This window comes from Lactobacillus sp. wkB8, from assembly GCF_000761135.1.
GTDB classification, from domain to species: Bacteria; Bacillota; Bacilli; order Lactobacillales; family Lactobacillaceae; genus Lactobacillus; species Lactobacillus helsingborgensis.
This window is the reverse complement of the sequence record NZ_CP009531.1, coordinates 887310-901901: the sequence shown is the minus strand read 5'-3', so window position 1 is coordinate 901901 and position 14592 is coordinate 887310. Positions and strand designations below refer to the sequence as shown.

The following is a 14592-nucleotide window of genomic DNA, read 5'->3' as shown; positions in this document are numbered from 1 at the left end:
AACGCTCGTAAAAAACAAATTTAGACAAAAAAAGATGTACTTCTATGAAGAAGTACATCTTTTTAAACTGTCTTTTAACGAACTAGTCAAGAATTTCAGTAACTTGACCAGCACCAACAGTACGACCACCTTCACGGATAGTGAACTTAGTACCCTTTTCAATGGCTGCTGGTTTAATTAAGTTAACAGTAAACTCTGTGTTATCACCAGGCATAACCATTTCAGTACCTTCTGGTAATTCAATTTCACCTGTAATATCAGTAGTGTGGAAATAGAATTGTGGACGGTAGTCTGAGAAGAATGGAGTATGACGTCCTCCTTCTTCCTTCTTCAGTACGTAAACTTGACCCTTAAACTCGTGGTGAGTTTGAATTGAGCCAGGTGCAGCTAGAACTTGTCCACGAACAACTTGGTCACGGTCAATACCACGAAGCAATACACCGACATTATCTCCGGCTTCACCTAAGTCCAAAGTCTTGTGGAACATTTCCAAACCAGTAACAACTGATTTAAGAACTTTATCAACTAAACCAACAATTTCAACTTCATCACCGATCTTAACTGTACCACGGTCAATACGACCAGAAGCAACAGTACCACGACCAGTAATAGTGAAGACATCTTCAACTGGCATTAAGAAAGGCTTGTCAGTTTGACGTTCTGGAGTTGGGATATATTCATCAACTGTATCCATCAACTTCAAAATAACTTCTTCTTGTTCCTTGTCGCCTTGTAATGCCTTCAAAGCTGAGCCACGGATAACTGGAATATCATCACCAGGGTAATCGTATTCAGTTAATAAGTCACGAACTTCCATTTCAACTAAGTCGATCAATTCTGGGTCGTCAACTAAGTCAGTCTTGTTTAAGAAAACAACGATGTAGTTAACACCAACTTGACGAGCAAGCAAAATGTGTTCACGAGTTTGAGGCATAGGACCATCAGTTGCCGCAACAACTAAGATAGCTCCATCCATTTGAGCAGCACCAGTAATCATGTTCTTGATGTAGTCAGCGTGACCTGGGGCATCCATGTGGGCGTAGTGACGATTTTCAGTTTCGTACTCTACGTGAGCGGTATTAATAGTAATACCACGTTCTTTTTCTTCTGGCGCAGCATCGATTTCTGAGTAATCTTCAGCCTTAGCCAAGCCCTTTTCTGATAAAACTTTAGTAATAGCCGCTGTTAAAGTGGTTTTACCATGGTCAACGTGACCGATAGTACCAATGTTTACGTGTGGCTTTGTTCTAACGTAATGTTCTTTTTCTGCCATTAAAATGACCCTCCTGTAAATTTGCAAGAAGTCCGTTGAGTAAGTAACGGATAGTTCTCTGTTGAATATTGTACTACTTTCATTGGCAAATGCCTAGTATTTTAATGCATAGAGCCATGCCTAATGAAAACGTCCTTTGCTATTATACTAAATACTTTGAAAAAGTAAAGGTATTTATCCAATTTTATTCGGATATATTATGATCGATTCTCTCAAACAGTTTTTGATTGCTCCTACCATCCTGGTTTTCAATATATGAAGCAATATCACTGGCAAAACTATCCGGATCATCAACATACTTACTTAGTTTAGGATAAAGACTGCCTAAAATCAAATTTACTTCGCCTAAAACGGCTGGAAGTTGGCTCGGTTTATGATAATATCTCGATCCAATACCAGAAACAACTTCACGATAAATCGGCTCTTTTTCAAGCAAGTTAATTTTTTGCGGGATAAACTCCTCAGTCTGCCCTAACACTAATACCTTGAACTTTTCCTTAATGCCTAAGCGAAATAAATCCTCACATAAAACTATGCGGCTAGCAAAATTCAAGCTAGGATCAATTAGTAAGCTTTGAGCATAATTTTGGAAGTTAATTAAATCAAGTTTAAAAAGTTGCTCATAGTCAAATTTTGTCGGTTTGCTTTTTCCTTTAAAATTGAGCATTATTTGCTGCTGCTCTTTTAAAGGAACAGGCTGGATTTTATCCGGCAAATCATAACCGGTAATATTTTTCACTTCAAGTGCTTCAATCAAAAAGTTATTCGCCTGTAAAACTTTACTATAAACAGAGAAAACTTGGGCATCAGTAAATAAATCTTTTTCTTCTTTAATTAGTTCATAGGCTGAATAATTCTGCCCATTCTTAATGTACATCTGACAAAGATTGAGAACAATTGTATCACTGTAGCCATCTCTTAAAGCTTCTTCCAAATATTGAACTGCTTGGGGAAAGTCACCATTTGCTGCAACTTTATTTGCCAAATTAAGCAAATTTTTTTGACTCAACGACGTCATTATTTATCTTTCTTGACAATCCTTTGGCCAGTCTTATTAACATCAACTGGATGATGGGTTTCTTCCTTCGCCTGCTCATTTTTGTTATTTCTTTTTTGCATAGCACGGTGGCGATTCTGATTAACTTCCATTACTACTGGTAAAACCACTGGTCTGCGATTTGTTTTACGATATAAAAACTTTTCCAAATCGTTACGAACATCTTGTTTAATTTCAGTCCAATCAAATTTTTTATGTTCAAAATTGTTTTTAATAGTTTTTCTAATCAATTCAATGCTGTCACGCATTAACTGCTGGTTGGCTTTAATATAAACAAATCCCCGGCTTGTTACCTGTGGTTGAGCTATAATTTTTTTCTTACGCCGGTCAATCGTAACTACAGCAATAAAAATACCATCATCTGACAATACTTCACGATCGCGCAGTACGATGTTACCAACATCGCCAATGCCGGAGCCGTCAATCATTGTATCTTCTCCTGGAACCGGATCAGTCAGGTAAAGTCGTTCTTGGTTAAAATCGTAGCTTAAGCAATCACCATTTTTCGTGATAAAAATATTTTCTCTTTTTATTCCGGCTCTGATAGCTAAATCTTTATGAACCTCAAGCAGTCTGTATTCACCAATTACAGGAATTAAAAACTGGGGCTTTAAGATACCAATTAGAAGTTGGAGATCTCTGCCGGTAGCGTGACCACTAGTGTGTTTAGCTTTACCTAGCTGGATAACAGTGCCTCCAGCACGATAAACCAGATCGCTGGTTTGCGCCACAATAGTTTCAACAGAATGCGACGGTGTTGTAGCAATAAAAACCAAATCACCTTTATGAATTGTGATCATGCTATGGCGCTTTTTAGCCATTTTTTGCAAGGAATTTAAAGGTTCTCCCATTTGACCCGTTTCAAGAATGACGGTTTTTTCATCAGGAGTTTCTTTTAAATTTTTAACCCGCATTAACAGACCTTTAGGAACTGTTAGATAACCCAAGCTCATAGCTGTTCGCACTATTTTAGCTAAGTCTCTGCCAGTCAATAGAACACGTCTACCAGTTTTATGGGCGGCATTTAATACTTCTTGAATTCTGATTAAATTGGAGGCTTTAGCCGCTACAATTACTCTGCCCTTGGCATTACGAAAAACATTCGTTACATAATCCCCAATATCTTGTTCTGCAACGTTAGGAAGTGATGCTTCAGCATTGGAAGAATCACTTAACAGTGCCAATACCTTTTTATGTGCTATTTCCGCTAAACGATCCAGATCCGTGCGGTATTTGGGTGCTGCTGAAGGATCAAATTTGAAATCTCCCGTGTAAACAACTTCACCTGCAGGGGTATGCACATCAATTCCCAAAGAGTCAGGAATAGAGTGTGTTGTAGGGAAAAATGAGATATTAGCATTCTTAAATTCAATCTCAGTATCTGCATCAATCACATGAAAAAGACTATTTTTGCAACGTTTATTTTCGCGTTTAACAGTAATCTTGGCTAGTTCAATTGTTAGTTGTGAGCCAAAAACGGGTATGTCGTACTGACGTAAGATATAAGGCAAAGCGCCGATAGAATCAGCATGTCCGTGTGTTAAAAAGATGCCGACAACCTGATCGCCGTATTGTTCAAAAAAGTCCAGATCTGGAATAACCAAATCAATTCCAAACAACGTACTATCAGGGTATTTAAGACCGGCATCAAGAACAAAAATTTCATCATTAACTTGAACGGCGAACATGTCTTTTCCTTGTTCACGAACACCGCTCAGAATCATAATTTTAACTTGATCAGTCATTATATTTCCTTTTCTTTAATTTTCTATTCAGTTGTTATTTAGGGATCGTGTGATCACAACGTAAAAAGTATCTTTTTTTATTCTAGCATAAAATAGCAGTTTGACAAAAATAAAAAAGCCAGTTCAAAACTTTGAACCAGCTTTTTGACATTTCAAATGAAATTAACGACGTAAACCTAATTTCTTAATTAATTCACGATAACGATTAATATCCTTATTCTGTAAATAACGAAGCAAGTTACGACGGTGACCAATTTTCTTTAACAAACCAACATAAGAGTGGTGATCATGTGAGTGATTTCTCATGTGCTCAGTCAGATTGTTAATATCTGTAGTCAAGATTGCAACTTGAACTTCAGTTGAACCAGTGTCACCTTCGTGAGTCGCAAAATTTTTAATTATTTCATCTTTTTCTGCTTTTGAAATTGCCATTATTTTTCACCTTTCACTAGAATAATTGCCGTTAACAACGTTAACCGTCAGGTGTGAGCGCGCAAACAGCGTTAACGGTTCACAACAATAGTATAATACAGACAATTTTTTTAAAAAGCAAGTATAATTTATCTTGCATCTGCATTTATCTTTCAGTATAATCTATAAAGTAGAATTACGATTGATGGAGGTGAATTTTTATGCCACAAATTAAATCAGCTATTAAGCGTGTTAAGACTCAAGATGCTACTAGAAAGCGCAATGCCGCTCAAATGAACAAATTAAGAACTGCTATTAAGAAGTTCAAGACTGCTCAAGCAGCTGGTGCTGAGAACGCCTCCGAATTACATGTAGAAGCAGCTCGTGCATTAGATAAGGCCGCTTCCAAAGGTCTTATTCACAAAAACAAAGCTAACCGTGATAAGAGTCGTTTAGCAAAACTTGCAAAATAATGATCTTGATTATTGATAATCAAAAAAGACAGAAATGAATATCATTTCTGTCTTTTTTTGCTGTAAATATCAAACACTCAGGATAAAAAGTCTTAAAAAATTCTCACTGTGATATTGTCCGTTTTTATAATTAAAATCAAGTTTAATGGCTTCTTGTAATAATTTTTCTAATTTTTGTAAACCTATGTTATTCCTGAGAGCCACCTTAACTCGAAATGGGTGTACACCTAACTCACGCACAATTTCCGCCTCACTTCTCCCTCTGGATTGCAACACCTTTACCACCAAAATAAACTCTATTTGGTTTTCAAAAACAGCTAAAAGCTGCACTGGACTGTTACCATTATGTAGTTGATTATCTAAACGTGTTAGTGCTTCTTGATAATTTTTCCTTAAAGCAACTTCTAAAATAGCGAATATATTTTGTGCTAATGACAAATCAGTGTTCTTTTCAACTAATGCTGTTGTGATTTTCTGATCGATTGCCGCCATTTTCAGTTTATTGTAGTTACTCAAAACCGTATCCAGCACTTGATCGCTACGCTCCAAAAGCAATTTAAGGGCATCGTCTGTTATTTGGTATTTTTCACTTGTAATCAGTCCTCTGACTACTTTTTTCAGTTCATAGGGCTTTACTTGGGCTTCAACGACGTTAAAATTCTGTGTAATAATTTTAGTTATTTTCTTGCGCCGATCCAGTTTTTCATATGACGCTACCATTATTATCACATCATCCAGTTGGGAACTAATTTCAAAAATATTTTGTAATTGCTCAACTTGTTTATGATATTTTTGTGGTACTTTAGCGGTCAGAAAAAAAGGGTTCTTAACAGTCACCACTTTTTTTTGACTAAAAAGGCTTGATTCAGTGAGAGCTGCAATTAAATTATCTAATCCATCTGTTTCACAATCAACCATTACCCTTTCATAGTCTGAAAATCGTTCTTCCTGCAGATAGGATTTAGCAAGATAGTCGTTTAAAAAAAAATCAGACCCACTAATGAGCGTATTTAGAATGTTTTGCTGGGAATTCTTAAATAAAGAAAGTAACGTCATTTTTTTGCCACCGGTAAAAATTGTTTAAATTTTGGTTTCATTAATCCACCATAGTTCCAAGTTATCATACCACAGTCCTGAGTGGAAGCCCATGAGATATGTTGGTTTTGCAGCGTTCCAATAGTTTCTTCATGTGGGTGGCCAAACCTATTATGACGTCCGGCAGATACAAAAACTCTTTCCGGCTGTAAAGCTTTTAAAAAATCCGGATTGGAGGCTGTCCGACTGCCATGATGACCTAACTTAAAGTAATCTGCGTGTAAATGGTACTTAGCCATGATTTCTGCTTCCCCTGCTTGACCGAGATCGCCAGTAAACAACCACTGCTTACGGTCTAACTTAAATGTTAATGACAAAGAATCTTCATTTTTGCCAATACCCGGCTTAAACGGGTAAACAATTGCAAAAGAAATATCTGGATATTTAACATTTTGCCCAGCTAATAATTGCACAACCTGCTTTTTACCAATGCGCGAGGCAATCCGTTTACGAAAGGAAGGATTGTCTAGAAGTCCTTGAGCCATGTATAATTTTTTTACCTTAACTTGATCCAGCAATGGTCCCAAGTCTCCCACATGATCTGCATCTTGATGACTTAAAAATATACCATCAATCTTGCTTATTCCCTGTGCTTTTAAAAATGGAATTGTAATTTTATTAACTTGCGGAGTTACTTTTTTACCGTTAAAGTTTAATTTCCCACCAACATCAATCAGAAAAACGCGTCTAAATAAGGGAGTAGATATTAATATGCTGTCACCTTGACCAACATCAATAAATGTTACCTGTCCTTGCAACGGAAAATGGATGCTGAAAAAGACTATTAAATAAAAGAACAAGGTGCCTTTCAAAAGATATTTTTTAAATTTAATGCTAAAAGTTTGTTCATTAATAGCCACTAATAATGCAGAAGTTAGTAAGAGCAAAAATAAGCACTGCCACCAATTGATTTTACCAAAAGTAAATAATCCGATCTGAGTTTTAGAAAACTGCGCAATTAATTGCTCACCCTTTCCTAATATTCCTTCTAACAGCCAACTCAAATGCGGCGTTATTTTAAATACCACTAAATTTAAAAATGTCATCGGCATCACTACCCAATTAAAATAAGGCACAATAATCAGATTAAAGATAACCGTTAGAAAATTAAACTGGAAGAAATAAAACAATAATAAAGGTAAAAGGAGCATGTTTAAAGCAACAGATTGCTTAAAGTTCGTCATTTTATTTGTTAATTCTAATCCTAGTGCCAAGATGTAACTTAATAATGCACCAGTACCGAGCATTAAACGCGGATTGATAAGCAAATGAATTATCGCCGTCAGCCCTAACAAATCTGGTTTATTTATTTGCAGTTTATTTAAAGTTAAAATCTTGCCAATAATATAAGTCAAACTTGCTCTCACAAAACCTGCTTGACCATTACAAAGAAATATCCCTACCAGCAAAATGAGTAAACAAAAGCAAAAGGCTTCATTTTCAGTCAACTTGAAAAAATAACAAATCGTACTAATTACGAGGGTATAAATACCAACATGTAAGCCTGAAATACTCAAAATATGAATGACACCAAGATCGCGATAATTATTTAAGATCGGTTGAAAATCTTGACTGGGGTTTTCCCCTAAGAGCAGTTCATAACTGAAGAAAGAAAGTATAGGTGGCATTTTATGCAAGTAAGTCTTTAAACGATAGCGTAAATAATGTAAATAATTCCAAAACCCTCTTTTTTCTACTGTAAGATTGCAACTAGTCAATTTGACTTGTTGAATAATGTTCTTGCTGCGATAAAAAGAGCGTAAATCAAATTGCCCGTAATTAGAAGCAGGCTCAATTTGACTTACCTCACCAGCCAAATGAGAAAAAGTAATTTGATAACCCTGAGCAATTTTTCTAAGCTGATTAGGAGTTAATTTTCCCGAAATTAAAATTCTGCCGCCCGGTGCTTTTGCCTCAGCGGAAAACCAATCATCCGAAATTTTAACCTGATCAGGATAAACGTCGACAGTGGCATGAGGCGTCAGCATAAATTTCGTTTCTTTGTTATCGACATGGAAAATAATTGCCAACAAAAATACTGACAGTAAAATAAACCATTTTAAGTTGCTAAATTTATAAAATAATAATAATGTTAAAAAGCTAATCAAAGCATAACAGACCAATTTTTGCGTTACAGTTTGTTTTAGAAAAATAATAAAACTTAAACCAATTAATAAAAGTCCTAATAACAAGAAAAAGCCTGGTCTGAGAATGCTAAATTTCCAGTTGATCCTTAAGTCCTGCAAAAGTTTTGTCCCCTATTCCAGAAACTTGTTTAAGTTCGTCAATTGCTTTAAACTGGCCATTTTCTTGCCGGTAACTAATAATTTGCTGAGCCTTTTTTTCACCTATGCCATTCAGTTTTTGTAATTGAGCTGCGTCCGCTGTGTTAATATTGACTTTATTATTTTTAGCTACACTTGTTTCGCTCGCCACTTCAGCTGAATTTGTTTCAGCACTGTCCGAAGAATAGGTTTCAACAATCGCCTTTTTAGTGATCTTTTCACCTTTATAGGGAATACGAATTTTATCCTGATCATTCAAAATTAGTGCCCGATTAACATTTTTGATTTGGGCATTGGTTTTTAATCCGCCTGCAGCAGTGATTAGCTCATTTAAGCGAGCTCCTTTTTTTAACGTATAAACACCTTGATTTTTGACTGCACCGGAAATATCACACGTAACATTTTGCGGTTTATCAATTACTTGTTTTTTTGCGGCGGCTTCTACCTGTTCTTTATCATTCTCGTCATTATCAAGGCTTTCTTTATTGGCACAGGCAGCACTTTTATCCTCATTAAAATCGATCAATTCATCTTTTTGCGTCTCTTTTCTTGTCCAAATGACAATAGTTAAAACTAGCAAAACAAGTCCCACGATAAAATAGAGTTTGTATTGTGCAATAAAATTTTTAACTTTTTCCCAATCCATTGTTTTCAACTCCCAATTTTAAGTACGAAAAAAGCTCAAAAAATTTTGAGCTTTTTATACTTTATTTGAAATTTTTACGTAAATAATTGAGAGCATCATCAAAAGTACGAACAGGAACAATTTTCATTTTTGTTCCGATCTGTTTAGCTGTCTTTTTGGCGACGACATAATTATTGGCGCTCTTTTTCAATCCACCAGTATCAGTAGGGGCAAAGAATACTTCAGCACCTGCCTTATCTGCAGCAACCACTTTTTTATCTACTCCACCAATGATGCCGACTTTTCCAGAAGGAGTAATAGTGCCTGTGCCAGCAATTTTATGCCCTTTTGCTAAATGTTCACCCGAGAAGATTTCATAACTAGTCAGCGTAAACATCAAACCCGCAGACGGTCCACCAATATCACCTGCATTGATAGTTAACTTGGGCTTGGTTTCAACTTTAGTATGCTCAACTAATTGAATACCAATACCTGGCTTACCTGTTCCCTTGACTTTAACGATTTTACCGGTAAAAGCAATTTTTTTCTGCTCTCTGAGAACTGTTATCTGTACTTTTGAGCCGATTTTTCTCTTTTGCAGGTAATTGATCATTTCTGCAGTAGAACGGAATCTATGACCGTTAGCGCCCAAAACAGTATCACCAATTTGCAATTTTTTTCTAAAACTCGAACCTTTTTGTACTTGCATTACATAAACGCCTTGATAATGCAACTTAGGTTTAAGTCCAGCTTTCTTAGCAGCACAATAAATAGCATTTTGCTGACTGGTTTCCATATACCAATTTTGCAGTTCTTGATACTGGCTATTTGTGGCGCTGCCTAACAGTTCTTCTTTGGGAACCTGGCTAACATGTTTTTGGGTAAAACTAAAAAGGTATTGCCATACTGAAGCTGGCTGACTAGTTTCACTTACGGTAACCAAATAAAAGTTATTAGGTGCCTTTGAGTTGCTACGCATAAATTGTCCTGTAGACACTGCGCTACCGGGCATTTCAATATAATAATTGGTTGGCCAATTTAAGCCAATAAATATTACAGCGACTGTTAGAATTAACAGGAGGAACTTATTTAGTCTGCTCCTTTTTTTGGTCGATTTTTTTGGTTCATTCATCTTTTTCTTTGCCTATTTTTTTCCTAATTGCTGCAGCTGCTTTAGCAGGTAAAAATGGATTGGTATCACCATTAAAATTAGCAATTTCTTTCACAATGCTGGACGCAACAAAACTATTCTCTGGTTTGGTAAAAAATAGAACAGTAGTTACGTCCGGTGCTATTTCTTTATTCATTTCCGCAATTTGTTGTTCATATAAAAAATCAGCGTTGTTTCTGACGCCCCGAATAATAACATTAGCTTGAAGATCATGAGCAACATCAACCGTTAAACTATTTGGCCTTAACAGAACCGTCACATTTTTTTCTTCTTTGACAGCATCCTGTGCCAAGGATTGTCTCTCTTTTTCAGTAAAAAGATATTTCTTGGCCGTATTAGTCATTATTACAACATAAATTTGATCAAAAATCTTGGCAGCTTGCTGAATAATATCAACATGACCATTTGTCAATGGATCAAAACTTCCTGGAAAAATAGCGGTACTCATTAATTTTCCTTTCGATAAAAGCGCACAATTGTCTTACCTAAATGTTTTTCCTGCATTAACTTAAAGCCTTCAACCTGACCTAATTCAGTTTCATCATCAGTTTCAGCCACCACAATTGCATCTTGGCCTAATAAAGCTAATTTAAGCATTTTTTTCATGTCAGACACAATGTGTTGCTTGGCATAAGGCGGATCTAAAAAAACCAAATCGAATTTTTGCCCGTCACTGGCCAGCTTCTTTAGAGCAACATTACTTGGCATTTTATAGATAGAAAAGCGATCAGGTTCTTTAGTAAGAGCAACATTTTTACGAATTATTTCTACGGCTTGATAATTAATATCAACTATTACAGCATGGTGACATCCCCTTGAAACTGCTTCAATTCCTAAGGCTCCGCTTCCACCGTAAAGGTCTAAGACGTTGCCCCCTGAAAAAAACTGACCTAGTGCGTTAAAAAGTGATTCTTTAACTTTATCACTTGTTGGTCTGGTTTTTTGACTCTTAAGAGTGTATAAATTGCGCTTGGCGTATTTACCAGAAATAATTCTCATAACAATTGTTCCATATCTTCCTGTGTTTCTTGTAACTTCTTTTCAGCTTGGACAGCCAAATCACTTATTTGTTTTTCAATATGATCACTTGAAAGATCAATCTGATCCCAACTTGATTTCGTAACTTGGTCGACAAAATCAAGCGCGTTTAGTTCTTCCCTAATTTCATCAGCATCCTTTTGATTAACATATAAAATGCAGTAAGCACATTTTTTGGAGAAATAAACTATATCCCCATAACGTCGTAATTTGTATTGATTGTTAACAGACTTTAAATAAACAATCAAACTCTGTCTTTGATTAATATTTTTATGTTCCAAATCTTTTTCAATACTCATTTAAGTTCTTCTTTCTCTTTTTTAATTCGTTCATTAGCAGAAATATTTAACACAATACCAATTGCAGCTGAAAGGACGAGCAAAGATGAGCCACCATAAGAAATAAAAGGTAGAGTAACACCCGTGATGGGCAATAAGCCTAAAACAGCCCCTACGTTAAAAAATGTTTGGGTAAAAATAATAGTGGCAATGCCAAAACAAACCAGCGCATTGAATTGAGAAGATGCCTTGTTGCCAATTTCCATTATGCTAAATATCAGGTAAAATATCAGTCCCAAAACCAGTAAAGCTCCTATTACCCCAATTTCTTCGGCAATAATAGCCAGAATAAAATCAGTATATGGTTCAGGAAGGTAGCCCCTTTTTTGCATACTATTTCCTAATCCAACGCCAAGGAGACCACCATTATGAATAGCATAATATGAATTAACTAATTGTGCTCCGCCCTTTTGTTCTAATTCAAAAGGATGGAGAAAGGAAAGAAAACGCCGATACTGGTAACTTTCCTGCAAGAATTCTGGATTCCACTTGATTATCAGAAATATTAACAAAAAGACACTAATGCCGATTCCAATCAGACAAAGCACCGCGTTTTTAGCAGGGACACCTGAAACAGAAAACATCACAATCACAATCATTGCCAGTACTGCAGTACCTCCAAAGTCAGGTTCAAGAATAACCAGAAACATCATAAATGCTGCTAAGATAGCCGGTCTAGAGAGGTTTTGAATAATGTGCCCCTTCTTAAAGGACCCATCGTGGCGGTCTAAAAAATATGCTAAATAGATTACTAGGGACAGCTTGGCTATTTCAAGAGGTTGTATTTTGATAATTTTCAAATCTATCCAGCCAACCGAGCCGTTAACAGCAGCTGCAGACCCCTTAAAAAGTTTTAAACAGATTAGATAAAACAACATTAAAAGACATATAGCTAAAAAGCCGGCAACAAATCTGCGACTTTTGAAAATGTCTAATTTTAAAAAAAAGCACAGAGCACCAACCAAAAAAATTGCGCAAAACGCGTATATTGCTTGTCGAATACCGTAGATAGCTGGATTGAAGCCATTTACCAATAAAATATCAGAACTGGCCGAATAAACCATTACTATGCCAAAAACAACCAATAATATATAAGGCACCAAAATATTATAATTTAAATGGTGAAGTTTTTGTCGCACAAGTTGACCTCTTCCCTGTGATTAATACACGTTCATTATAAAGCATTATAAAACAAAAAGGGCACCACTTCATCAGTGAGTGCCCTTCTTAAATAATTTATTTATTTTTATTGCGTTTCTTATCAGCTTTTTGCCGCTCAGAAGTGTTCAGGATTTTCTTTCTTAATCTGATGGAATCTGGTGTTACTTCACAGTATTCATCATCATTTAAAAATTCGATGGCTTCTTCCAGAGTTAAAGTCTTAGGAGTTCTAATCGCAGCGGCATGGTCCTTACCGGCAGCACGAGTATTAGTCAAATTTTTACCCTTAATGACATTAACAGCAATATCACGATCACGTGATGATTGGCCGACAATCATTCCCTCATATACTTCGACACCGGCACCAATGAATAGTTCTCCACGTTGTTCAACTGTCTGTAAAGAGTAAGTAGTTGATTTGCCTTGGCTAATTGACACAAGTGCACCGTTTTGACGGCCCGGCTCCCAGTTTTTCACAACTGGTTTATATGAATCAAAACTGTGGTTCATAATGCCGTAACCACCTGTTTGGGACATAAATTCATTGTTATAACCAATTAAGCCACGGGAAGGAACCAAAAAGTCTAAGCGAGTTTGATTATTACCCGTTGAAGCCATATTTTTCATTTCACCTTTTCTTTGAGAAAGTGAATCAATTACGGAACCAACATACTCATCAGGTGTATCAACTTGCACTGCTTCAAATGGTTCGCACATTTTGCCGTCAATTTCACGGTAAATAACCTTTGGTCTTGACAGTTGCAATTCAAAACCTTCACGACGCATTTCTTCGACTAAAATCGAAAGGTGCAGTTCACCACGACCAGAAACAGTCCAGGCATTTAATTGATCAGTAGGCTCAACTCTTAATGAGACATCAGTCCGAGTTTGCTTGATTAAACGGTCTTCCAATTTCTTAGGAGTAACCTTGTCACCTTCACGTCCTGAGAAAGGAGAATCATTGGCAACAAAATCCATTTGCAAGGTTGGCGGATCAATTTTCAGAATTGGCAATGCCTCAGGATTCTCTGCTGATGCAATAGTTTCACCAACAAAAATATCGTTAATACCGCTGATAGCAATTATATCGCCAGCTTTTGCCTCAGTGATTTCATTACGCTTCAAGCCGAAGAAACCAAATAATTTGGTAACTCTAAAGTTTTGAGTAGAACCGTCACGTTTCATAACTGTGATATTGTCACCAACTTTGACCCGACCACGGTATACACGACCAACACCAATTCGGCCAACATAATCGTCCCAGTCAAGCATTGTAATTTGGAATTGCAGAGGCTCATCAGAATTATCAATTGGTGCAGGAATAGATTTGATAATCGTATCAAATATAGGGTTCATAGTCTCTTTCTGCTTAGCTGGATCTGGATCGTATGAGGACGTACCATTTAATGCAGAAGCATAAACAACTGGGAAATCTAATTGTTCATCGTTTGCCCCTAATTCAATGAATAATTCCAAAACTTCATCGAGAACTTCTTTTGGACGAGCACCTGGACGGTCAATTTTATTAATAACTACAATGGGCTTAACTCCAGCTTCTAATGCCTTTTTAAGTACGAAACGAGTTTGCGGCATAGTTCCTTCATAAGCATCTACTAAAAGTAAGGCACCATCTACCATATGCATAATACGTTCAACTTCGCCACCAAAATCGGCATGTCCCGGAGTATCCAAGATATTGATTGTAGTATCGCCATACTTAACCGCAGTGTTTTTAGATAAAATAGTAATACCACGTTCACGCTCAATATCGTTTGAGTCCATTGCCCGATCTTCCAGAGCCATATGTTCAGGGAGAGTGTCGGATTGCTTCAATAATTGGTTAACCAAAGTAGTTTTACCATGGTCAACGTGAGCTATGATAGCTATATTCCTAATATCGTTTCTTCTTTTTTCTGACAA

Annotated in this window: 14 protein-coding genes; 1 reads left to right on the top strand and 13 read right to left on the bottom strand. The window is 36.5% G+C overall.

Annotated features, from left to right (window positions below; translation table 11 throughout):
• Positions 1-82: 82 nt before the first annotated feature.
• From tuf to rpsO, 4 genes are all read right to left on the bottom strand, one after another.
• Positions 83-1273, bottom strand: a complete 1191-nt coding sequence (gene tuf / locus LACWKB8_RS04230) for an elongation factor Tu (RefSeq protein WP_038522433.1) — start codon at positions 1271-1273, stop codon at positions 83-85.
• A gap of 184 nt (positions 1274-1457) precedes the next feature.
• Positions 1458-2291 (bottom strand): hypothetical protein, encoded by an 834-nt coding sequence (locus LACWKB8_RS04225; RefSeq protein WP_038522431.1) that lies wholly within the window; start codon positions 2289-2291, stop codon positions 1458-1460.
• Positions 2291-4075 carry a ribonuclease J gene (locus LACWKB8_RS04220; protein WP_038522428.1) on the bottom strand — a complete coding sequence of 595 codons (1785 nt, stop codon included), beginning with the start codon at positions 4073-4075 and terminating at the stop codon, positions 2291-2293. Before LACWKB8_RS04220 ends, LACWKB8_RS04225 begins: the two co-directional genes overlap by 1 nt.
• Positions 4076-4237: 162 nt before the next feature.
• The gene (rpsO, locus tag LACWKB8_RS04215) at positions 4238-4507 is read right to left on the bottom strand and encodes a 30S ribosomal protein S15 (protein ID WP_038522425.1); all 270 of its coding nucleotides are present in this window, start codon (positions 4505-4507) and stop codon (positions 4238-4240) included.
• Positions 4508-4707: 200 nt separating this feature from the next.
• Here rpsO and rpsT point away from each other — a divergent pair, with 200 nt between their 5' ends.
• On the top strand, positions 4708-4959 hold the full coding sequence (gene rpsT / locus LACWKB8_RS04210; protein ID WP_038522422.1) for a 30S ribosomal protein S20: 252 nt from the start codon (positions 4708-4710) through the stop codon (positions 4957-4959).
• Between the two features lie 69 nt (positions 4960-5028).
• Here the strand turns inward: rpsT and holA are convergent, their stop codons facing one another.
• The 9 genes from holA to typA all read right to left on the bottom strand — a co-directional run bounded on the left by holA (position 5029) and on the right by typA (position 14592).
• A complete protein-coding gene (gene holA, locus LACWKB8_RS04205; RefSeq protein ID WP_038522419.1) occupies positions 5029-6015 on the bottom strand; it encodes a DNA polymerase III subunit delta in 987 nt (328 codons plus the stop codon).
• On the bottom strand, positions 6012-8300 hold the full coding sequence (locus LACWKB8_RS04200; RefSeq protein WP_038522417.1) for a DNA internalization-related competence protein ComEC/Rec2: 2289 nt from the start codon (positions 8298-8300) through the stop codon (positions 6012-6014). Before LACWKB8_RS04200 ends, holA begins: the two co-directional genes overlap by 4 nt.
• Positions 8269-8985 carry a helix-hairpin-helix domain-containing protein gene (locus LACWKB8_RS04195; protein WP_038522414.1) on the bottom strand — a complete coding sequence of 239 codons (717 nt, stop codon included), beginning with the start codon at positions 8983-8985 and terminating at the stop codon, positions 8269-8271. The genes LACWKB8_RS04200 and LACWKB8_RS04195 overlap by 32 nt, the downstream gene beginning before the upstream one ends.
• Positions 8986-9046: 61 nt before the next feature.
• A complete protein-coding gene (locus LACWKB8_RS04190; RefSeq protein ID WP_038522411.1) occupies positions 9047-10096 on the bottom strand; it encodes a SepM family pheromone-processing serine protease in 1050 nt (349 codons plus the stop codon).
• Positions 10089-10583, bottom strand: coding sequence for a pantetheine-phosphate adenylyltransferase (gene coaD / locus LACWKB8_RS04185; protein WP_038522408.1), 495 nt, complete (start codon positions 10581-10583; stop codon positions 10089-10091). Before coaD ends, LACWKB8_RS04190 begins: the two co-directional genes overlap by 8 nt.
• Entirely contained in the window at positions 10583-11134 is a 552-nt protein-coding gene (gene rsmD / locus LACWKB8_RS04180) for a 16S rRNA (guanine(966)-N(2))-methyltransferase RsmD (RefSeq protein WP_038522406.1), read from the bottom strand. Before rsmD ends, coaD begins: the two co-directional genes overlap by 1 nt.
• Positions 11131-11472 carry a YlbG family protein gene (locus LACWKB8_RS04175; RefSeq protein WP_038522403.1) on the bottom strand — a complete coding sequence of 114 codons (342 nt, stop codon included), beginning with the start codon at positions 11470-11472 and terminating at the stop codon, positions 11131-11133. The genes rsmD and LACWKB8_RS04175 overlap by 4 nt, the downstream gene beginning before the upstream one ends.
• Positions 11469-12650, bottom strand: coding sequence for an FtsW/RodA/SpoVE family cell cycle protein (locus LACWKB8_RS04170; protein WP_038522401.1), 1182 nt, complete (start codon positions 12648-12650; stop codon positions 11469-11471). The genes LACWKB8_RS04175 and LACWKB8_RS04170 overlap by 4 nt, the downstream gene beginning before the upstream one ends.
• Positions 12651-12747: 97 nt before the next feature.
• Positions 12748-14592 carry a translational GTPase TypA gene (gene typA / locus LACWKB8_RS04165; protein WP_038522398.1) on the bottom strand — a complete coding sequence of 615 codons (1845 nt, stop codon included), beginning with the start codon at positions 14590-14592 and terminating at the stop codon, positions 12748-12750.